The sequence below is a fragment of the Pseudomonas sp. BW16M2 genome (assembly GCF_014268865.1).
GTDB classification, from domain to species: domain Bacteria; phylum Pseudomonadota; class Gammaproteobacteria; order Pseudomonadales; family Pseudomonadaceae; genus Aquipseudomonas; species Aquipseudomonas peradeniyensis.
On sequence record NZ_JABWRI010000015.1, the window covers coordinates 14,658 to 35,135 of the forward strand.

Genomic DNA, 20,478 nt, shown 5'->3' on the forward strand with positions numbered 1-20,478 from the left:
GTGGCCAGAATCACTTTCGCGGGCGAAAGCCTGATCGCCCAGAAGCAGGGGGCCAAAGAAGTCCTGCAGATCACCCGCTTCATCTACGCCAATGTGCCCGGGCTCGATCCGAACACGCCAATCGACCGCGCCGCTACCAAGCCGCCGGCCAGCCAGATCGTGCACAGCTACGACATCCCGGCAGGCAACTGCGGCTACGTGAACCCCAACCAGGTCGTCTACAGCTCGATGCTGGGCAGCGACATCGGCGACTTCGACTGGAACTGGATGGGCCTGGAAAGCGCCGAGGGCGTGCTGTTCGCCGTGGCCTACCTGCCGCTGCAGCAGAAACGGCGCAACATCCCGCCGCTGCAGATCGGCAACAACGTCACCCGCAACATCCTGGTGGAGTACAGCGGCGCCCAGGAACTGACCGGCATCACCATCGATGCCAGCACCTGGCAGCACGATTTTACCGTGCGCCTGAAAGGCATCGACGAGCGCGAGCGCCTGAGCAACCGCGACGTGTATGGGCGAGCGTGCTTCTTCGGCGACGGTTTGCAGTTCCAGAAGGTGGGTGACAACTACCAGCTGGCAGCCGGCATCGCCTACCTGGAAGGCATGCGCCTGGAACTGCCCAAGGCCGTGCCGCTGAGCCCGCCGCAAGGCGCGACCCAGGTATGGATGCACATCACCTGGCGCCGCGAGCAGAACGATGTGATCCCCAGCTGGAAGGTGGTGTACATGCCCGACCAGCAGGATTCCGTCACGCCTGACGGCTGGGTCTACTGCATCCAGCTGGCAGACATCACCAGCGCCGGAGTCATCGCCGACAAGCGCAAGTCCGCCCCCATCGCCGGCCCGCTGGTGGACCACTTCGCCAGCCGCAAGTCGGTTGCGGACCTCGAGAACGGTGTCACCTCCGCCGGCAAGGCGCGCCAGCTGGCCGAAGCGCGTCAGATCGCGTTGCAGGGCGATGTCGTCGGGCGCGTGGACTTCGACGGCTCCAGGAACGTGGCGATCCAGGCCACGCTTGCGGACATCGGCGTGGTGCCTGGGACTTATCCCAAAGTAGTCATCAACGGAAAAGGACAAGTCATTGGCAGCGAGGCACTGCAGCCGATCGACATTCCGAACCTGGACTGGAACAAGATCACCAGCGGTAAACCAACCACGCTCCTGGGATATGGCATTACCGATGCGCTGCGCACCGGATACAGCAACCAGCTGCCCCGATTCTACTCAGATACGCCGAGTACGAACTACATACATGCTGCCCTTGAAATCCGTGAGGTGGGGCTGGTTCACAACTCCAATCTGAACTGGGAGTACGCTCCCCGTCTTGGCTTCCACTGGGGAGGCCAGGTAGCGGGTGATCTGGCGATGAACGCCCAAGGCGCGATCGCCTGGAACGGCTCTGTGCTCTATCACACCGGCAACCTCAAGCCTCAGGACATCGTTCCCGCCGGCACATTGATCCAGTCGTTCAGCAACATCCCGCCACCCAATTGCCTTCGCTGCAACGGTGCAGCTGTCAGTCGCACGGCCTATGCAGCGCTCTTTGCAGCGATCGGTGATTACTACGGGGCTGCCGACGGATCCACGACTTTCACCCTGCCTGATACGCGTGGCCTGTTCATTCGAGATGTCGACAATGGACGAGACCTTGATGCAGGCCGGGTTCTGGGAACGTTCCAAAGCAGTCAGAACCAGTACCACGCCCACTCCGCGTCTACCGGCAGCGCCGGCTGGCACGCCCACGGCGGGAGCACCACGTCGGTTGCGGGTAGCCATATCCACGCCTTCAACTACGTGAATACGCCGACCACCCAGGATATCCCTGGAATCGGCGCTGCCATGCATTACGCCGGCGTCAATTCGGCCGCCACCAACCGTATCCAACCCGCCGGCGACCATAGCCATACCCTGAACATCGTCGGCGACGGCGCTCACACCCACCCGGTAACGGTAAACCCCTCCGGCGGGGCCGAGGCGCGCCCTGTGAACATGGCCCTGTACTACTACATCAAATACTGAGGTGCCCGATGGCAAAGACGAAAACGGTCTACCAGACATCCCCGCTGGGCTTGTTCTCTGGCATCACCGAAGCGGACGAGTCGCCGCTGGAGCCCGGCGTGTACCTGATCCCCGGCGGCTGCGTGGAAACAGCCCCGCCGTCGATCCCCGAACACAAGGCCGCCCACTGGAACGGCCAGGCCTGGTCCCTGGTGGACTACTACGACGGCCTGGTGGTCTACAGCATCACCACCGCCGAGGCCCTGACCATCACCGGCATGGGGCCGGTTCCCTCGGGTTACACGGTGAAAAAGCCCGGCCCGGACCAGGTGTGGAAGAACGGCGAATGGGTGGACGACACCACCGCCGTGCTGGCCAAGGTCCACCAGCAGAAGTTGGGCGAGATCAACACCGGCTGCGCGCAGTACATCGAGGCCGGCTTCGATTCGTCGGCCCTGGGCGAGGCACACCGCTACAGCAGTTCGCTGGAGGACCAGGTCAACCTGACCGGCCTGGTGTTCAGCGGCCTGGACAGCGCCTACCCCTGCACCGGCAGCGATGGCGTGCGCCAGTTCCTGGCCCATACCCGCGACCAGTTGCTGCAAGTTAACAAGGACCTGGTCCTGTTCAAACAGTCGGCCCTGCAACACGCCGACCAACTCAAGCGTGACGCGGCGAAGGCGCTGCAGGACAAGAAACTCGGCACGCTGCGCGCCATCCAGTGGACGGTGCCGGCATGAGCTGGTCGCCCGTCACCTTGCGCTGGCCCACCGAGGCGACCCGCTGGATGGGCCAGCTCGACGCCGCCAAGGCCCTGGCCGGCAGCGAGCTGGCCAGTACCGCCCAGCGCCTGAGTGGCCTGCAGGGACTGGCCAGCACCAACCCCGGCCCGGTCGGCGCCGCGGCCAAGGGCGCGATCGAGGCCGGGCGCCAGGCCCTGGCCGAACAACTAGGCGAGGTACCCAGGTGCCTGGTGGTGACGCCCTTCCAGAGCGGTATCGGCCAGGGGCGTGGCTACCAGCGCTTCCTGTCCGCGCCGAACCTGCTGCAGCAACTGGCCAACAAGCTGACCGACGCCACCGACAACGGCAGCCCCCAGGGCGAGCAGCACGCGCTGTGCCTGCTGTTCCTGGGCACCCGCCACGACCAGCTGGCCGCCGGCCTGGCCCGCTTCAACACCCTGATGCCGATCCCCGAACTGGTGCGCGCGCAACGCCGTGCGGAACACCTGGCCCGGCTCGAAACCGAAAAATGGCAGATTCCCCAGGCCACCGCCCTGCCGCGCTGGGAAGCCTTGCCGCTGGAGCGCTGCACGGTGCTGAAGGCGGCCCAGCAGTCGCTGGCCGGGCAGATCGCGGTGCTGGAAAGCTACGCCGCCGACAGCTCGCCCATGAGCGACCTGGCCGGGCTGGCGGCGCGCAAGGCCAACCAGCAGCAGGTCCGCGACCAGCGTCTGGCCGACCTGCGCCAGCTGCTGGAAGGCGGCCAGGCCGACAGCTCGGTACGCACCCGCCTACTGGGTCCGGGCAACAACACACAACTGCGCCGCATGCTGCTCGAAGGCGATGCTCCGGGGCATGAATGGGTGATGAGCGCCGGCGTGATCCTGGTCGGCTCAGCCAAGGGCCTGAGCTTCGTTCGTGAAATGGTGGGTTTATGACACTGCTACTGTTGGACGGCCAGCCCGTCGAAGGCAAGACCCTGAAAGTCACCGGCAACCTGCGCATCGAAGCCGAGGACCTGTCCGGCCAGACCAGCAACACCGACACCGCGCACAAGGGCTTCAAGCCCAAGACCCTCACGGTCACCCTGACCATCCCCTACGTCAACGGCGCCTGGCTGCGCAGCCTGATGCGCCTGGCCGAAGCCACCGAGAGCGGCGGCCAGCTCAAGACCTACCGCATCGTCAACGACACCGCCGAGGCCTTCGGCATCCGCCAGGTGCGCTTCGCCGAGAACGTCAACGCCCGGGAGGACGACTCGCTGGCCTGCTGGCGGGTGCAGTTCGGCCTGGCCGAGAAAACCTCAAACCCAGAAAAGGTCGAGAAGCGCCGCGCCCAAAAACGCGTCAAGGCCCAGGCCGCTCCAGGGGCGGCGGTGGGCGCGAAAGAGGAGGAAGAGGAGAAGGACCCAGAGCTGACCAGCTTCGAGCGCCTGCTGAAAAAAGTGGATGACTGGCTGGGAGAGAAGTCATGAAGCTGCATCAGGTACTCAATGTCGGCGGCGAGCGTTACGACCTGGTCAGGGCGGACGTACGCCTGGAACTGCGCACCCCGGGGCGGGCGACCTTCATCGTCCAGGCCGAGGCGCCCCTCAAGGGCCTGGTCACCCTCGACATCGGCTACAACGACAGCCCGCTGCAGCGGCATTTCATCGGCTACGTCGAGCGCTGTACCAGCGCCAATGCCAGGCAGCAATTGCTGTTCTGCCGTGAACTGGCGGCGATCCTGGCCAGGCCGCTGCCGATGAACCTGCGCCACGTCGACCTGCGCGGCGTGCTCGACCAGATCGGCCAGCAGACCGGCCTGCGCTTTCGCGTGCCCGAGCGGCCCTACGCGTCGGTGCGCGCGCCGTTCTTCTACAGCCTGGCCGCCGGCTTCCAGGCCATGGAAAGCCTGGCCCAGGTCTTCGACATCCCTGACTTCATCTGGCAGCAGCAGGGCAATGGCGAGGTATACGTGGGCAGCTGGGCCGACAGCTACTTCGGCGCGCGCCCCGCGCTGCAACTGCCCATGGAGCTGTTCGACAACTACCAGGGCAACCAGAGCGCCACGATTGCGGCCCTGCCGGGGCTGCGTCCGGGCGCACCGATCAACCACGGCGAACGCGTGACCCATGTCGCGCTGGCCGACAGCCAGATGGCCATACGATGGAAGACGCAATCCGCCGCGCCGTAGCGCGCCAGTTCCCCGAAATCACCGGCGGCTATCACCTGCCGCGCTTCGGCCGCGTGGTCGCGGTGCCCGATGCGCCGACGGCGCCCGGGCTGTGCGACGATTTCCGCCCGCGCTTCGGCGTCGATGTCCAGGTGCTGCTGCCGGACGGCGAGCCCGACCCGGCGTTGCCGGTGTTCACCAGCCTGCCGCTGCCGGCGCCCATGGGCGGCCAGGAGCGCGGCATGTTCGGCTTCCCCGAGGAGGGCACCACTGTGGTGCTGTCGTTCGCCTACGGGCTGCCGCACAAGCCGTTCATCCAGCAGATCCTGCCCCATGGGCTGAGCCTGCCCAAGGTGCCGAAGGGCGACCTGGTGTGGCAGCACAGCGAGGCCTGCCAGCAGCGCGCCGACGCCGACGGCAACTGGCTGCGTCAGACCGATGGCCGGATCCGCGACAAGGCGATCGAGCGCGAGGTCGAGGCGCTGGCCAACACCGAGCAGTTCCAGAGCCATGCCCGGACGGTGGACGACCACTCGACCGAGACCGTTGGTGGGGTGAAGAAGATCGAGGCCCTCGGCGCGCTCAAGCTGCTGTCCGGCGGCTCCGCCAGCCTGGCTGCCCTCGATGACTTGCACCAAGCCACCGGGCGCGACCTGAACCTGGCGGTGGGGCAGAAGCTCAACACTGCGATCGGCGGCGACGTCCAGGAACGGATCGAGGGCCTGCGCCATAGCGTGGTGAAGATCAGCCAGCGCCTGCAGGCGCCGAAGACCTGGCTGGGCTCCGAAGCGGTGAACGTGCTGCAGGTGCTCTGCGACTTGCTCGATCTGGTCCAGGAGATGAACACCGAACTGGCCGGGCACGTGCACGGGCCCACGCCACCACCTGGCAATGCGGCGGCCTTCAGCGGCGCGGCGGTGCGGGCCCAGGCCCTGGGACTCAAGTTGAAGCCGATCACGCTGTGATCTTCAGGGCATTTCGCATTCGCGGGGCCAGCCCGCTCCCACAGGTTCAGCCTTGAGCCTGTGGGGGCGGGCTGGCCCCGCGTTGCGTTTGGGGCGCAAAAAGTTGAGTGTTCGCACGACTGACTGCCAGAAGACTTGGATTTAACCCACCGCGCAAGCAGCCCAGGCTGGACGCTTTTCCGTGAACAGGCCTACTCCATGACGCAGCAGACTCAACGCCCCAAGGCAGTCCCCACCGTGCAGGTGAATACCGACGAAGTGATCGTCACCGAATGGCGCTTCGCCCCCGGCGCCGAGACCGGCCGGCATCGCCACGGCCTCGATTACGTGGTAGTGCCGATGACCGACGGCACCTTGTTGCTGGAAACCCCGGAGGGTGACAAACACGCGCCCCTGGTGGCAGGCCAGAGCTACTTCCGCAAGGCCGGCGTGGAACACAACGTGGTCAATGCCAGCGACCACGAGATCATCTTCATCGAGACCGAATTAAAGTAAGAAAGTGGAGCCGGGCTCATCGAGACCCGGACTCTATTTGGCGCCGGAAACATCAAGCACAAAGATTTTGATGCGTGCGCGATCGGACGTTTCCAGAGTGGACTCGAGTTGCTCCAGCATCTCCTTGGCATTGCCTGGCACTCGACCGTCCGGCCCCGCTTTCACTCCCTGCATACCAAACCAGAACACACCGTATATCCCATAGCCTTGGGCCCCTGGATCGCAGGTGTAAAGCGCTTTCAACTGGTTCTCTATGGCCTTCCAGAGATCGGCATGCAAGCTGCGTTTCAACTCGACGACCAGCTTGGTGGATCCTTTTTGGACGGCGATATCGACGCGCTTGTCATCATACATATGCGCTTCCGGCTCGGCAGAGAATCCCCGTGGCTCCAGGCGAGGACGTAGGAAACTCAACAAGACGTCCCGACAGCTTTCCTCCCACTTTGGGGAATCGATTTTTCCATCGACTTCATTCCAAAAGAGCTTATGGAGGTCCAGATTGCCCCTCAAGCTGTCTGCGACATCGATCAGTTCCTCCATGACCAGAAGTTGCAGGCTGGCAATATCCTCGGTTACCCCGCCCTCAAAAAGACAGACTATATCCTTCCAGCCCCTGCGAATGTGGTGCGAGTCACGCTGCCGCGCGGCATGAATTGCCAGGGCATGCTTGATATTGTCTTGCCACCGAGCAAACCTGGAGTCCAACTGCAACGCAAGCAGGCCAGTTTTCGCATCGGGGCAATTTTTCAATGCCACATGCCCGATCAGACTTGCCATGAAGTAACTGGCATCTTCGGCCCGGGTATTGATAGGTGAGAATGTCGCCGACTCCACCTGAGCGGGGTATTGCTGGGCAACCAATCGACAAAAAGCAAAAAACTGCTGGGTAGTCAGGTTCATTGGCCCCGCAAATCCACGTGCCAGACCACTCAGGTCACGTAAGATCCAGACCACTTCGTTCCGTTCCTGATCATTCAAGCCTTTCAACGCCGGCGTGAAACGCTCGAACGACATCAACAGCCCCAAGGCAATCAGCAGTGTCTTGTTTCGCCCCTGCAACCCGTCACAGAGCATCGCCCACATAGACGTCCACAACGACGGACTATCAAGCTCTCGGTAATAAGGACGAACCATGCGATAAAACAAATTGCCACCCAAGGATACGACCGACGGCATCAGCCTTGTGACAACGTCGAGCTTGTCTGAATGGGGGATGTCCTTTGCTAACTCAAGCACCTTCGCCCCCGAGGTCAAGCCCTCGGCAAAATCACAAAAAAGGCGATATGCCATACACTCGATGTAAACATCATACTGTCGCTCACGAAACGCCTTGAACCATGGGCGCTCACCCAAGCCCCCCTGTGCCATCAATCTGAAGATCATCATCTCCAAAACAGCTGGATCGAGCGCCTCAGGCATTAGTCCCTGCTCAAGCAGGAGTTCCATTTTCGCCATGAGCCCATCCAGCCTTTGCAGATTCATATCCTCCTGGGAACTCAAATACTCCTCGTCCACTACCGGTTCGGTAATCGCCTCAGCTGTAGGTACAGCGAACGGAAAATCCTCCAAACCCTCGAAACTGGCGGCACGGTCTCGTATTCCCTGCCACACAGGATCTGAGCCTTCTCGCGAAATCATGGCATTGCGCAAGGCTTTACATTGTGCTGGGCTGAGCCAGACAGACATCGCATTCACGTGGTTTAACCAGGCAAACAGTCGGCGTTCACACAGATCAGGGGCAGTTTCAACATAACGGATAATCAACAACATCATGAAGTCTACCAGTTCATCCGTCGCTTCTTTATTCGCGGTTTTTTCAAGAAGCATCACACCCCCATCAAGGACTGCGGGAATGTCTTCACTGCTGATCAATTCATGAAGCTGCCAGAGCCTCAGACTCGAGGACTGCTGCCCTTCTTCCGTCAACGAATGGCCATAAAGCTCAAGAATGTCTTCGGCTTTCCATCCAATCATTGGGGCACGACGCAGGATTTGCGCACGCAGTCGCGTGCCTCGACGCTCACGGGATAACACCTGCATCGCCTCGCGCATTGCAGCCACGCCGCTCGCTCCGATTTTCAGTAACGCTTCGAGCGCGTAGAAACGCTCATCCAATCTCCTGTCACTACTGATCATCAGCTCGTATAGGACATTGCACAGATCAGGCATCGGACAGCCAACTCGCAAAGTATCCAGCACGAGCAGACGCAGGGTGTACGGCGTCGACGAATCGGCCATGAGCACTTCGAAGCATGACGCCAATGAAGGCTCGGCGACCCCGACCAACGCTTGAGTCGAGCGATCATAGCCTCGAAATCCAGGGTCTATTACCGCCAGCTGAGCCAGCGCGGCGAAAAGCTGCTGTTTGCTCTGCGAAGAGAACGACGCCGCATCGCCATAACTGAGAACGCCGTAGGGATCCTGGTCGATAAACAGTTGAACATGGGCTGGAAGGAAATTGCACAACCAGGCATGCACACCACGCAAATGGGAAACAGGCTGCCCCTCGGGCCCCAGTAACTGTCGCAGCCGGGTGAGTGGCACGCCATTGAAGAACAACTTCGCCAGATAGCGCGCAGCCAGGAATTCGGCAATGACCTTATGGCTTTGATGAAACGCCCCAGAGTCGTGATCAGCCAAGAACACACGGCTGCGCAAAGCAGCTCGTATAGACAGCTCACTGCACAGTGGCAGATTTTTTATCAACGGGAGTCGCGGTTCCCGTATCTCGTGGGCACTGACCCCATCGATATCAGCCAACAACTGCAATGCGCAGAGACCACCGGCAGCCAACAACAGTTGTTCATCAGACAGCTCACTCAACTTGCCGAGCAAATGCTCCTCATTGTGCTCGTTCAATAAAATCGCGCAGGCGTGTTCGAAAAGTGCCGTCCGTGTTTTTGGCCATCGAGCGTTGTTGGCCACCTCAGCCAGCAGGCGTAATGTCAGCGGATTCCCCAGCCCTTCGTCGAAGCCATGGCTACTGGCTTGCTGCAGAAAAGCCACCGGATCATCAACATTGCACTGCCTGGCCACTTCAAGCTGCTCGTCCTCGCCCAGTGGCTGCAAGCGAAGTACAGTTATCTCTTCTTCGCAATAGCACGTCGAAAGCACATTGATATCAGACTTTCCCAACCAATCAGCACTGCGGCAGGAAAGGCGTATCAAGCATTGCTCGAGCAGGCCGATCCTCTCGACAAGCTTGTCGATCGCGGGCATGTCTCCATAATGGCAGCGGTACTCGTCCAACGCATCGATGAACAATATGGTGCCCGAAACGATCTTGGCTGGATTGAGCGCCAGAAACTGGCGTACCGACAGGTACTGTCCTCCCAAGCGGCGGGCAGTCGTCTGGAACAGGTGGCTCTTCCCTGCCCCCGGGTCACCAAGCAGAACAAGACAGGCCTGCTTTTGAAACGATGAGAACGGGGCAATTTGCCCACTCAAAGTACGAACATTGCGATCATCCACTGCCTACCTCTTCTCCTTCGATCAACTTGCTCATGCCAATCAGCCATGACATGGCATGCAGCCCCGCCCGGCGCGAGCTGGCAAGCAAACTCGGCACTATATACAACTGTCCTGCCTGCAGGGCATATGTCCATCAAGGACCATTGCGCTCCGCCAAAGACCTTGCAGCGACTCTTCTCAGGCGTTGACCTACACCCGATCACCACGACGTTGCGATACCGGCAGAGACTTTATGACCGGCACACAACTCGCTACACTCCCCAATGCTTGAACCGGGATAACCGAAGCACTGCCTCGAAACCCGATGGACCTGACCACTGCCGGTCAACCGTCGGGACAAATGGGTCCGGACCTTGGCCGGCCCGTTTATCGGAGGCAACACATGAGCCCGCGTATCTGGCTGCTGGCCCTGGCGACATTCGCCACGGGCATGGCGGAAAACATCACGGTCGGCATCCTGCCGGCCCTGGCCGATGGCCTGCAGGTCCCGCTCGGGGTCGCCGGGCAACTGACCACGGTCTTCTCCCTGAGCTTCGCCCTCGCCGCCCCCTTCTCTCCCCTGCTGACCACCCGTTTCCCGTTGCGCCGACTGCTCTGCATCACCCTGGCCCTGTTCGCCTTGTGCAACCTCGCTGCGGCCCTGGCGCCGGGCTATGCTGCGCTGCTGCTCGCCCGCATCGGCATGGCCACGACCAGCGCCCTCACCTGCCTGACCTGCACCCTGATGGCCACGCGCCTGGTGCCCGAAGCCCTGCGTGGCCGTGCCATCGGCGTGATCTTCATGGGCATCTGCAGTTCACTCGTGCTGGGCGTGCCCGCCGGAATGCTGCTATGCGACGTCCTGGGCTGGCGCGGGGTGTTCGCTGGCCTGAGCCTGCTGGCGATAGTGGTGCTGCTGATGGCCTGGCGCGGGCTGCCGCAACTGCAGAGCAGCGAACGCATCGCCCTGGGCAGCTACCTGCGCCATCTGCGCGACAGTCGCCTGGTGGCCGCCCAGGGTGTGTCGCTGTTGATGATCGCCGGGCACTTCACGGTGTTCGCCTACCTGGCGCCTTATGCCCGCCAAGTCGCCGACATCCCCGTGCAATGGCTGGCGGCCCTGTTCGCCATCTTCGGTATCGCCGGCGTCTCGGGCGGCTATGTCGGCGGCTGGATGGCGGACCGGCTCGGCGCCGGTCGATCCATCGCCCTGGCGCCAATGCTCTATCTCGCCAGCCTGCTGGTACTGCCCCTGAGCGTCGGCACGCCCTGGCTGTTCCTGCCGGCGATGATGCTCTGGGGAGGGCTGAGCTGGACCACCTCGCCCGTAGTGCAGAGCTACCTGGCGACCCGTGGCCCGGACACCTTCCCGGCGGGCATGAGCCTGAACATGTCGGCCATGCACCTCGGTGTAGGGCTTGGTTCGGCTATTGGCGGCGTGGTGATCACCGGGGCGACGCTGGCGGCCACCCCCTGGGCCGGCGCCGCGCTGACCGCGTTGGCGGCAGGCCTGGCGTTCTGGTCGGCCCGCCCACCCGCAGAGCCTGGTTTCAGCGAGCGCGAACCGGCGTAGCGGCCTGCTGCTCCTGCTCGAAGGCATCGGCCAGGTAGTCGATCAGCTTGCGCACCGCGGGCATCAACCCGCGACGGGAAGGGAACAACGCCACCACCTCCCCTTCCCGTGGCGCCCAGTTGTCGAGGACATGCACCAATCGCCCGGCGGCAAGGTCGTCGCGCACCGCCTCCTCGGGCAGCAACACCGCGCCCACCCCGGCCAGGGCGGCCTCGCGCAGCACCGCGAGGTCGTCCGACACCACGCGGGGGCGATGGCGCACGGCAGCCTCGGCGCCTGCGGGCCCGACCAGCATCCAGGAGGCGTCCTGCACGTTGGCGCCCCAGTTCAAGCTCGGCAGAACCTGGAGCCCTTCCGGCGACAGCGGGCGCCCGTGTTCGGCCAACAGGCCCGGCGCGGCCACCAGGCACTGCCGGCTCGGGGCCAGGCGACGCATCACCAGCTCGCTGCTTTCCAGTGGCTGGTGCTGCACGCTCAGCACCAGGTCAAAGCCCTCGCCGATCACATCCACCCGGCGGTTGTAGCTCTTGACCAGCAGTTCGACCACCGGGCATTGCGCCATGAAGCTCGCCAGCATCGGCGCCAGGCGCGAATCGAGCAACGCGGTGCTGCTGGCCAGGCGCACGATGCCGCGGGGCTCGGCGCGGTTGCGTTCGACCGCATCCTCGGCGGCGACGGCCTGTTCGAGCATGCCCAGGCAATGGCGGTAATACTCCAGCCCCACCTCAGTCACCTGGAACTGCCGCGTGGAGCGCTGGATCAGGCGCACGCCGAGGCGCTCCTCGAGCTTGGCCACGCGCCGGCTGAGGCGTGACTTGGGCAGGCCAAGGATGCGCCCGGCGGGCGCGAAGCCGCCGTGCTCCACCACCTTGGCATAGAGATAAAGGTCGTTCAGGTCGAACATCGGCAACACTCGTCCACGGCTCACTGCTGCATCATCCGTCATTCTTCGAGGATCGTCACAGTGGCGGTGGTCCCGGCCCGCAAAGCAGGCGCCTCGGCATCCTGCGGTTCCAGGCGCAAGCGTACCGGCACGCGCTGGGCCAGCTTGACCCAGGTGTAGTTCGGGTTGACGTTGGCCAGCAGGCGGTTGCCCGGCTGGTTCTCACGGTCGGTGATGGCGTAGGCGATGCTCTCCACCGTGCCCTGCAACACCTGGCCATTCATCAGCACGATGCGCGCCCGGCTGCCGACGGCGATGCGCGGCAGCTTGGTCTCCTCGAAGTAGCCACTGACATGGAACGAATCGCTGTCCACCAACGCCAGCAACGCGGCGCCCGGTTGCGCGAAGTCGCCCTGACGGGTCAGCAGGTTGGTGACATGACCGTTGACCGGCGCCAGCACTTCGGTGCGCTGCAGGTCAAGTTGCGCCTGTTCCAGCGTGGCTTCGGCCAGTTGCACATTGGCTTGCGCCAGGCCGAGGCTGGACTGCTCGCGCAGCAGGTCGGCCTGGGCCACAGCCACATCAGTCTTGGACTTTTCCCACTCCTCGGCGGAAATGGCCGACAGTGACTGCAGCTTGCCGCGACGCTGTTCCTCGCTGCGCCGCTGCTTGAGCAACGCCTGGTTGGCGACGATGTTCGCCTGCGACTGCCCCAGGGCTGCCCGTGCCACCTCGACCGCGCGCCTCGCATGCAGCACGGCCAGTTCATAGCGCGCCGGGTCGATGCGCAACAGCAGGTCGCCCTTGTGCACGAACTGATTGTCCCGCACCGGCAGGGCGACGATTCGGCCACTGACCTCCGCCGCCAGGGTGACCACATCGGCCCGCACCCGTGCGTCGCGGGTCCAGGGCGCCTGGGTATAGTGGGTCCAGGCCAGCCAGCCCAGCACGATGGCAACGGCCAGCATGACCAGGGTCAGGCTGCGCGACAACAGCGGCTTGATCGACGACATCTACCTGCTCACTCCCATCCACAACAACAGGGCCGCGCAAATCGCGGTGTACAAGGCACCCTGGAACAGCGCCGGATGCCAGACGAATGCCAGCACGCCCACCCGGCGCAACAAGGCATCGACCAGCAGAAACAACGGCAGCGCCAGCAGCAGCGCCTGGGCGATGGGCGGCAGGTAGACCCCGCCCACCTCGAAATCAATGGGCATTGGCCACCTCCGGCAACAGCCGCGATCGTTCAGCTTCCAGCACCTGGCGATAACGCGCCAGCAACTGCCCGGCCACCGCCAGCGCCACCCGCAGGATGAACAGTCGGCGCAAGGCGTCACGCCCCATCTGCCCTGGCGCGCCATGCAGGGCATCGAGCAACTGCGCCTGATCGTCCAGTTCCCGCAACAGCGGATCGAGCGCCACCGCGCCCTGGCCACCGACGAAGTCGGCGACGCCCTGCAGGCTTTCCCGCAAGCGTGTCCGGGTCGCCGCCGGCAACGCCAGGTCACTGTTGCACAAGGCGCGCGCCTGGCCCAGGGCGATGGCCAGCGCCGGGCATACCAGCGCACACTCGACACGCTCGCGCGAGGTCATGTCCGCAGCAGCCGGCAACAGACCGATCAGCGCCGACAGGCGATCAAGCAGCAGGCTCTCGAAGGCGAACTGCCCGGCCAGCGAACCGTTCCCGAGCACCTGGCGGCGCACATCCTCACGGGTCTGGCGAAACAATCGGGCGATGCGTTTCTGCGCATTGAACGGAAAGACCAGCGCAAACACGGCCATCGCCAGCACCCCGGCCACCAGGTAGCCACCGGCGAACTCGAACCACTGGATATCGCTGTTGTGATAGGCCCCGACATTCTGTGGCCCGATCATCAACAGGCTGATCAGGCCGATGCCCATGCCGATCCCCGCGGTCATCGGGTTGGCCAGGCCGACCGCCGCCAGGTACAGCAACGGTGCCAGGCACAGGGCAAGCATCTCGAAGTCGGTGAACAGCGGCAGCAGGGCGAACTGATAGAGCGCGGACAAGCCCATGCCCACCAACAGCCCGCGGTTGTAGTTCTGGCTGGCCAGCAGCGGTCGGGGCAAGGTCGCCATCAGCGAGCACATCACGCCCATCAGGATCACCGCCGAACGCGCGCCATCCCAGGCGCTCTCGATCCACAACCCGCCGATCAGCAACAGGGCCAGGCAGGCGCGCACGGCGTTCATCGCCGCCAGCGGCCAGTCCAGGTGCAAGGCGCTGGCGCGCCCCTGCTGCTGGGGACAACTGGCCAGACGGCCCTGCTGGATGGCCTCGTTCAGCTCGATCAGCTCGTCCAGTTGCTGCAGCAGGCGCGCCTGCTCCCAGCGCAAGGCCCAGGCCAGGGCGCGCAGGTGCGGGGGCAGTGGCTCATTGAGAAATTCCGCACGGTCGGCGGCGTCATCGAACCCCTTGTGCAGGGTGCGCAGGGCCTCGCGGTCCGCTGCCGAGAGCGCCATACCGTCACGCGCCAGCGCATCCAGGCTCGCCAGTTCGGCGTCGCGCAGCAGCTGGATATCCGCGGGCAGCGGCCCCTGCCAGTGCGCCTTGATCAGCTCACGCTGCTGACGCAGCACCAGCAGTCGCGAAACCAGCAGCACCAGCTGGTTGGCGAACAGTTGCACCAGCCCATCGCCGCTGCGCAGGTGCGGGGCATCGAAGTACAGGTGCCGACGCAACCCTTCCAGCGCGCTGACCTCGGCGATCAACCGGGCCTGACGCTGACCGAATGCGGCCTCGTCCTCTTCGGTGCGGATCACCTCGGCGGCATGCTGGGCGATCAGTTTCAGCAGGCTGTCGACTTTGGCGAAATAGCTGTTGGCCACGGCCTGCGGACGGGCGCTCAGCAGGCTGACCACGGCCACGCAGGCCACCGCCAGCAAGGTCTCGGTAACCCGTGTAACGGCCAGCATGAAGGTGCCCTCGGGCTCGGGTACGGCCAGCATGGCCACCACCACCGCGGTAAAACCGCTGAGCACGAAGGCATGGGAATCGGTATAGCGCAGCAAGGTGCCACCGGCGGTGCACAGCCCCAGCCACAGCGCCAGGCTGACCAGCAGGGTGTACGGCATCTGCGCGAACAACGCCATCAGCAGCACGGCCACCGCCGCGCCGACCACGGTGCCGAGCACCTGCGCGAGGCTGCGCTTGAGGGTCATGCCGGCCAGCGGCAGGCTGATGATGATCACCGTCATCAGCGCCCATTTCGGTTGTTCCAGGTCGAACACGAACGCCAGGTAGAGACACAGCAGGCCCGCCACCACCGTACGCAGCGCGAACAGCAGCACATCGCGCCCGGGGCGCAGGGCAAGCCTGAAATAGGCAATCAGTGGAGCCATCCATTACCTCGTAACCGACAGGACGGGCCCGGGCCCGGGGCCCCGCCACCGGGGCCCGGACACACCGTCACTTGGCCAGCTTGCTGTAGCTGGTCATCAGGTTACGGTAGTCGGGAATGTGGTTGGAGAACAACGTGCCCAATCCTTCGATGTCGTTGCGCCAGTCACGGTGCAGCTCGCAGGCCACGCCGAACCAGGTCATCAACTGCGCGCCGGCGGCCTCCATGCGACGCCAGGCCGAGTCGCGGGTCAGCTCGTTGAAGGTGCCGGAGGCGTCGGTGACCACGAACACATCGAAGCCCTCCTCCAGCGCCGACAGCGCCGGGAAGGCCACGCACACCTCGGTGACCACGCCGGCGATGATCAGCTGTTTCTTGCCAGTGGCTTTCACCGCCTTGACGAAGTCCTCGTTGTCCCAGGCGTTGATGTTGCCGGGGCGGGCGATGTAGGGCGCCTCGGGGAACTGCTCCTTGAGCTCGGGCACCAGCGGGCCGTTGGGGCCGGTCTCGAAGCTGGTGGTGAGGATGGTCGGCAGCTTGAAGTACTGGGCCAGGTCGGCCAGCGCCAGCACGTTGTTCTTGAACCGGTCCGGGTCGATGTCACGCACCAGCGACAGCAGCCCGGTCTGGTGATCGACCAGTAGTACCGCGGCGTTGTTCTTGTCCAGACGCTTGTATTGGAATGCCATGGTGGATCTCCTTGCTTGGATGGGAAACAGCCAGGTTCAGTTGCGTTGCGAGTCCAGTTGCTCGTGACCGGTGACGACGGCCTGGGCCTTGGCGTAGCTCTCGATCAGCAGTTGATAGTGCGGGAACACCGCGCTGTAGGCCTCGGCCCACTGGGCGGCGTCCGGACGGTTCCAGGTGCGCTGCACCTCGGAGCAGACGGCGGCGGTGTCCATCGGCACCACGCCGGCCTGGACCACCCGCGCCAGGGTCACTTCCTGGGCCATCTTGGAGTAGGTGCCTGACGCGTCGATGACAGCGAACACCTGGTAGCCGGCGGCCACCGCGCTGATGCTGGGAAAAGCCATGCACACGCTGGTGATGGTGCCGGCGATGATCAGCTGCTTGCGGCCGGTGGCCTTCACCGCGGCGACGAACTCGGGGTTGTCCCAGGCGTTGATCTCACCCTTGCGGGCCACGTATTGCGCATGTGGCGCGGCCTCGTGGATTTCCGGGATCAGCGGGCCGTTGGGGCCCTGGGGTACCGAGGCGGTGGTGATGACCGGGATCTTCGCCAGGCTGGCGACCTTGGCCAGGGTGATGGCATTGGCCCGCAGCTCGGTCATGGGCATGTCCTTGACCGTCTGGAACAGGCCGCTCTGGTGGTCGATCAGCAGCATGGTGGCGTTGTCAGGGTCGATGCGTGGCACCTGGCCTTCGAAGTTGGCGACTTGCGAGAAATTGCTCATCGTTCTCTCCTCTTGGTGTGAGAACAGGCCATCCTGGCCGCCGCGGTCGGGCCGCGCCCCACACATCCACAGTGGGGACTATGAGAGTAGGCAACGCAGGCTGAACGAAGCGACCGTCAGTCGGCGGGCCGTGGGAGATGCCCGTGCGGCCTGGGGCCAAGCGGGCGACAGGGCTAACGGTAGAGAGGAGAGGCGCGGGCCGGTAGGCCCATGGGTGAACCCTCAGAGTTCCATCTGGAGAACAATGAGGCGGGCACCGTTATCGTGAGGTACGACGATATTGCTGCATCGGACTGCGCGGAGCTGCCGGATCGGTCATTTCGATCAGACCGGCCGCCAGCGCTGGTTTGAGGTAGTTCGCTCTGAAGGTATGCCGATGAGATAACGCGAGACGCTCCATCAGTTCATTGGCGCGCAGCGCGACACCTGGTTTCAGAACCTCCAGCAATCGCGCTACTTGGTCGGTTACTTGGTCGGTTACTTGGTCGGTTACTTGGTCGGTCTCGCTGGCCTCGGCCAACGCCTTTCGCAGTGCCTGGAGCATGAACTCGACAAAGGGCGTGGCCTCGCCAGCCTGATCCGCAGCCGCCAAGGCACCGTAGTACGCCTCCTGCTGGGCACAGATCACCGACTCCACCGGCAGGTAGGCGAGTACCGGGCGCCAGCGGCTCAGTATCAGCGTCTGCCACAGACGCCCCATTCGCCCGTTGCCATCGGCAAAAGGATGGATGAACTCGAATTCGTAGTGAAAGACGCAGCTGCTGATCAACGAGTGCCAGTCACTGGCGCCCAGCCAACGCAGCAGGTCATGCATCAGCGGCTGCAAGCGACTGGCAGGCGGTGCCATGTGCAACAGGCGCTGGCCGCGATAGATGCCGACACCTCCTTGGCGAAACTGACCGGCGTCGTCGATCAACCCCATCATCAGCAGCTTGTGGGCAGCCAGCAGATCAGCCTGACGCTCGGGTAGCCAGCCGCTCATCGCTTCATAGGTGGCAAAGGCATTGCGCACCTCCTGGATTTCACGCGGCAGGCCGAGTACCCGCTTCCCTTCCAGAACCGCAGTGACCTGTTCGACGCTCAGGGTATTGTTCTCGATCGCCAGCGAGGCCTGGATGGTACGAATGCGGTTGCCCCGCCGCAGTTGCGGGGTAAGCGCCACTTCCCGATTGGCCGTAAGTGCCCCCACCTGCTCGCTGATATCGGCAACCAGCGCCAGCATGCGCGGTGTCACGGTCAGTGGCGGCAGATACTGGCTCATGGAGAATGTCCATCGGGTCTGAAAGCGTGGGAATGATCGTGAAGCTTGATGACGTCAAGGCTGCCAACACCTTAGCCAGTGGCAACACCCGGGTAAAGCACAGCACCCCATTGGTTCACGATTTCCTGAACTGATTATTTGCCCATAGCGATTTTTCCCCCCGCCCGCCCCCACCAGAATCGCTTCACCAACAATCACAATAAACCGTGAGGCCACTCCCGTGGACCAGACACTCCAGGTACGGCAGGCCGCCGCCGACCTCGTCGCCGCCTTCGCCAGCAACGACACCGCCCGCTACTTCGCCTGCTTCAGCGAAGACGCCACCTTCCTTTTCCACACCGTGCCGCAACCGCTGCTGTCACGCCGCGCCTATGAAGATCTCTTGGCGAGCTGGCAGGCGGACGGATTCGCCGTGCTCGGCTGTGAATCGAGCAACGCACAGGTGAGCCTGCAGGGCGACGTGGCGATCTTCATGCACGATGTGGCCACGCGCCTGCGCGTCGCTGGCGAAACCCTCGACCTGAACGAGCGCGAAACCATCGTCTTCCGCCTGCACGGTGAACGCTGGCTGGCCTGTCACGAGCACCTGTCGGTCATCTCGCCGGCCTGATCCCCTTTCAAGCGGCCCTGCCGCACTGCCATCGCACCCACAACAAGGCCGTCCGACGGCCGACAACATTCGCGCTGGAGCATCACCATGAGCCACTCGACCGGTATCGAGACCAATGGCGTCGAACAGATCCCCGACGATCAACGCGACGCCGCCCCGCTGGACCTGTTCCGCCTGATCTTCGGCGGCGCCAACACCTTCGCCACCGCTGTGCTGGGCAGCTTCCCGGTGCTGTTCGGGCTGTCGTTCCAGGCCGGCGTCTGGGCGATCCTGCTCGGCGTCGGCGTCGGCGCGCTGATCCTTGCGCCGATGGGCCTGTTCGGCGCGCTCAACGGCACCAACAACGCGGTATCGTCCGGCGCCCACTTCGGCGTGCACGGGCGCATCGTCGGCTCGTTCCTGTCGCTGCTGACCGCCGCGGCGTTCTTCTCGCTGTCGGTGTGGAGCTCGGGCGATGCCCTGGTCGGCGGCGCCAAGCGCCTGGTCGGCCTGCCGGAAACCGACCTCACCCTGGGCCTGGCCTACGGCCTGTTCGCGGTGCTGGTGCTGGTGGTGTGCATCTTTGGTTTTCGCTTCATGCTGTGGGTCAACAAGATCGCGGTGTGGGCCTCGAGCCTGCTGTTCCTGCTGGGCATCTTCGCCTTCGCCGGGCCCTTCGACGCGGGCTACGCCGGCAGCGTCAACCTCGGCCAGGCCGGCTTCTGGGCGGCGTTCGTCGGCGCGGCGATCCTGGCCATGAGCAACCCGGTGTCGTTCGGCGCCTTCCTTGGCGACTGGTCGCGCTATATTCCGCGCGAAACCGCCAAGTCGCGCATCATGCTGGCAGTGATCCTCGCCCAGGCCGCCACGTTGATCCCGTTCCTGTTCGGCCTGTGCACCGCCACCCTGGTGGCCAGCCAGGCACCGGACTACATCGCCGCCAACAACTACGTCGGCGGCCTGCTGGCGATCTCGCCGGGCTGGTTCTTCCTGCCGGTGTGCCTGATCGCGGTAATCGGCGGCATGTCCACCGGCACCACGGCGCTGTACGGCACCGGCCTGGACATGTCCAGCGTGTTCCCGCGCCTGCTCAGCCGCGCCGCCGCCACCCTGCTGATCGGCGTGCTGGCCATCGGCTTCATCTTCGTCGGCCGCTTCACCTTCAACCTGGTGCAGAGCGTGTCGACCTTCGCCGTGCTGATCATCACCTGCACAAGCCCCTGGATGGTGATCATGATCCTCGGCCTGATCACCCGCCGCGGCTTCTACCACGCCGACGACCTGCAGGTGTTCACCCGTGGCCAGCAGGGCGGCCACTACTGGTTCGACCATGGCTGGAACTGGCGCGGCATGGGTGCGTGGATCCCCAGCGCGGCCATCGGCCTGTGCTTCGTCAACCTGCCGGGGCAGTTCGTCGGCCCGCTGGGCGAGCTGGCCGGCGGTATCGACCTGAGCCTGCCGGTGACCCTCGGCATCGCCGCCGTGCTGTACCTGCTCCTGCTCAACCTGTTCCCTGAACCCGCTGGCGTGTACGGCCCACAAGGCCCGCGCTGGGTGCGTTGCAAAAGCACGCCCGTAAAGCCTGTGACCACTGCCGAAATGGCCTGACTG

General features: G+C 64.0%; 18 protein-coding genes. 10 read left to right on the top strand and 8 right to left on the bottom strand.

What is annotated here, in order from left to right:
- The 7 genes from HU735_RS27395 (at position 1) to HU735_RS15145 (ending at position 6,331) form a co-directional block, all read left to right on the top strand.
- Positions 1–2,016: a phage tail protein gene (locus HU735_RS27395; protein WP_186714154.1), complete on the top strand. Its 2,016-nt coding sequence runs from the start codon at positions 1–3 to the stop codon at positions 2,014–2,016.
- An 8-nt stretch (positions 2,017–2,024) separates the two neighbouring features.
- Positions 2,025–2,735, top strand: a complete 711-nt coding sequence (locus HU735_RS15120; RefSeq protein ID WP_186714155.1) for a hypothetical protein — start codon at positions 2,025–2,027, stop codon at positions 2,733–2,735.
- Positions 2,732–3,655 (top strand): hypothetical protein, encoded by a 924-nt coding sequence (locus HU735_RS15125; protein WP_186714156.1) that lies wholly within the window; start codon positions 2,732–2,734, stop codon positions 3,653–3,655. The genes HU735_RS15120 and HU735_RS15125 overlap by 4 nt, the downstream gene beginning before the upstream one ends.
- A complete protein-coding gene (locus tag HU735_RS15130; protein WP_186714157.1) occupies positions 3,652–4,191 on the top strand; it encodes a DNA-binding protein in 540 nt (179 codons plus the stop codon). The genes HU735_RS15125 and HU735_RS15130 overlap by 4 nt, the downstream gene beginning before the upstream one ends.
- Positions 4,188–4,892, top strand: coding sequence for a hypothetical protein (locus HU735_RS15135; RefSeq protein ID WP_186714158.1), 705 nt, complete (start codon positions 4,188–4,190; stop codon positions 4,890–4,892). Before HU735_RS15130 ends, HU735_RS15135 begins: the two co-directional genes overlap by 4 nt.
- Positions 4,865–5,836, top strand: coding sequence for a hypothetical protein (locus HU735_RS15140; protein WP_186714159.1), 972 nt, complete (start codon positions 4,865–4,867; stop codon positions 5,834–5,836). Before HU735_RS15135 ends, HU735_RS15140 begins: the two co-directional genes overlap by 28 nt.
- A gap of 198 nt (positions 5,837–6,034) precedes the next feature.
- The gene (locus HU735_RS15145; RefSeq protein WP_186714160.1) at positions 6,035–6,331 is read left to right on the top strand and encodes a cupin domain-containing protein; all 297 of its coding nucleotides are present in this window, start codon (positions 6,035–6,037) and stop codon (positions 6,329–6,331) included.
- Positions 6,332–6,364: 33 nt separating this feature from the next.
- On the opposite strand, the gene HU735_RS15150 is transcribed toward HU735_RS15145, so the two are convergent.
- Entirely contained in the window at positions 6,365–9,802 is a 3,438-nt protein-coding gene (locus tag HU735_RS15150) for a hypothetical protein (protein ID WP_186714161.1), read from the bottom strand.
- A 382-nt stretch (positions 9,803–10,184) separates the two neighbouring features.
- On the opposite strand from HU735_RS15150, the gene HU735_RS15155 reads away from it, so the two are divergent.
- On the top strand, positions 10,185–11,354 hold the full coding sequence (locus HU735_RS15155) for an MFS transporter (protein WP_186714162.1): 1,170 nt from the start codon (positions 10,185–10,187) through the stop codon (positions 11,352–11,354).
- Here HU735_RS15155 and HU735_RS15160 read toward each other — a convergent pair.
- From HU735_RS15160 to HU735_RS15190, 7 genes are all read right to left on the bottom strand, one after another.
- Entirely contained in the window at positions 11,332–12,258 is a 927-nt protein-coding gene (locus HU735_RS15160; protein WP_186714163.1) for a LysR substrate-binding domain-containing protein, read from the bottom strand. The two genes, HU735_RS15155 and HU735_RS15160, sit on opposite strands and share 23 nt — an antisense overlap.
- Before the next feature lie 38 nt (positions 12,259–12,296).
- Positions 12,297–13,241: a biotin/lipoyl-binding protein gene (locus tag HU735_RS15165; protein WP_186714229.1), complete on the bottom strand. Its 945-nt coding sequence runs from the start codon at positions 13,239–13,241 to the stop codon at positions 12,297–12,299.
- A gap of 9 nt (positions 13,242–13,250) precedes the next feature.
- Positions 13,251–13,457: a DUF1656 domain-containing protein gene (locus tag HU735_RS15170; RefSeq protein ID WP_050703708.1), complete on the bottom strand. Its 207-nt coding sequence runs from the start codon at positions 13,455–13,457 to the stop codon at positions 13,251–13,253.
- A complete protein-coding gene (locus HU735_RS15175) occupies positions 13,447–15,603 on the bottom strand; it encodes an FUSC family protein (protein WP_186714164.1) in 2,157 nt (718 codons plus the stop codon). Before HU735_RS15175 ends, HU735_RS15170 begins: the two co-directional genes overlap by 11 nt.
- 67 nt (positions 15,604–15,670) lie before the next feature.
- Positions 15,671–16,291: an isochorismate family cysteine hydrolase YcaC gene (gene ycaC, locus HU735_RS15180; protein WP_186714165.1), complete on the bottom strand. Its 621-nt coding sequence runs from the start codon at positions 16,289–16,291 to the stop codon at positions 15,671–15,673.
- A 36-nt stretch (positions 16,292–16,327) separates the two neighbouring features.
- Complete coding sequence (locus HU735_RS15185) at positions 16,328–17,017, bottom strand: hydrolase (RefSeq protein ID WP_186714166.1); 690 nt, start codon at positions 17,015–17,017, stop codon at positions 16,328–16,330.
- A gap of 259 nt (positions 17,018–17,276) precedes the next feature.
- The gene (locus HU735_RS15190) at positions 17,277–18,278 is read right to left on the bottom strand and encodes a Fic family protein (protein WP_186714167.1); all 1,002 of its coding nucleotides are present in this window, start codon (positions 18,276–18,278) and stop codon (positions 17,277–17,279) included.
- Between the two features lie 220 nt (positions 18,279–18,498).
- Between HU735_RS15190 and HU735_RS15195 the strand changes: the two genes are divergently transcribed.
- Both HU735_RS15195 and HU735_RS15200 read left to right on the top strand, forming a co-directional pair.
- On the top strand, positions 18,499–18,888 hold the full coding sequence (locus HU735_RS15195) for a nuclear transport factor 2 family protein (RefSeq protein WP_186714168.1): 390 nt from the start codon (positions 18,499–18,501) through the stop codon (positions 18,886–18,888).
- A gap of 87 nt (positions 18,889–18,975) precedes the next feature.
- Positions 18,976–20,475: a cytosine permease gene (locus HU735_RS15200; protein WP_186714169.1), complete on the top strand. Its 1,500-nt coding sequence runs from the start codon at positions 18,976–18,978 to the stop codon at positions 20,473–20,475.
- The last annotated feature ends 3 nt before the right edge of the window (positions 20,476–20,478 follow it).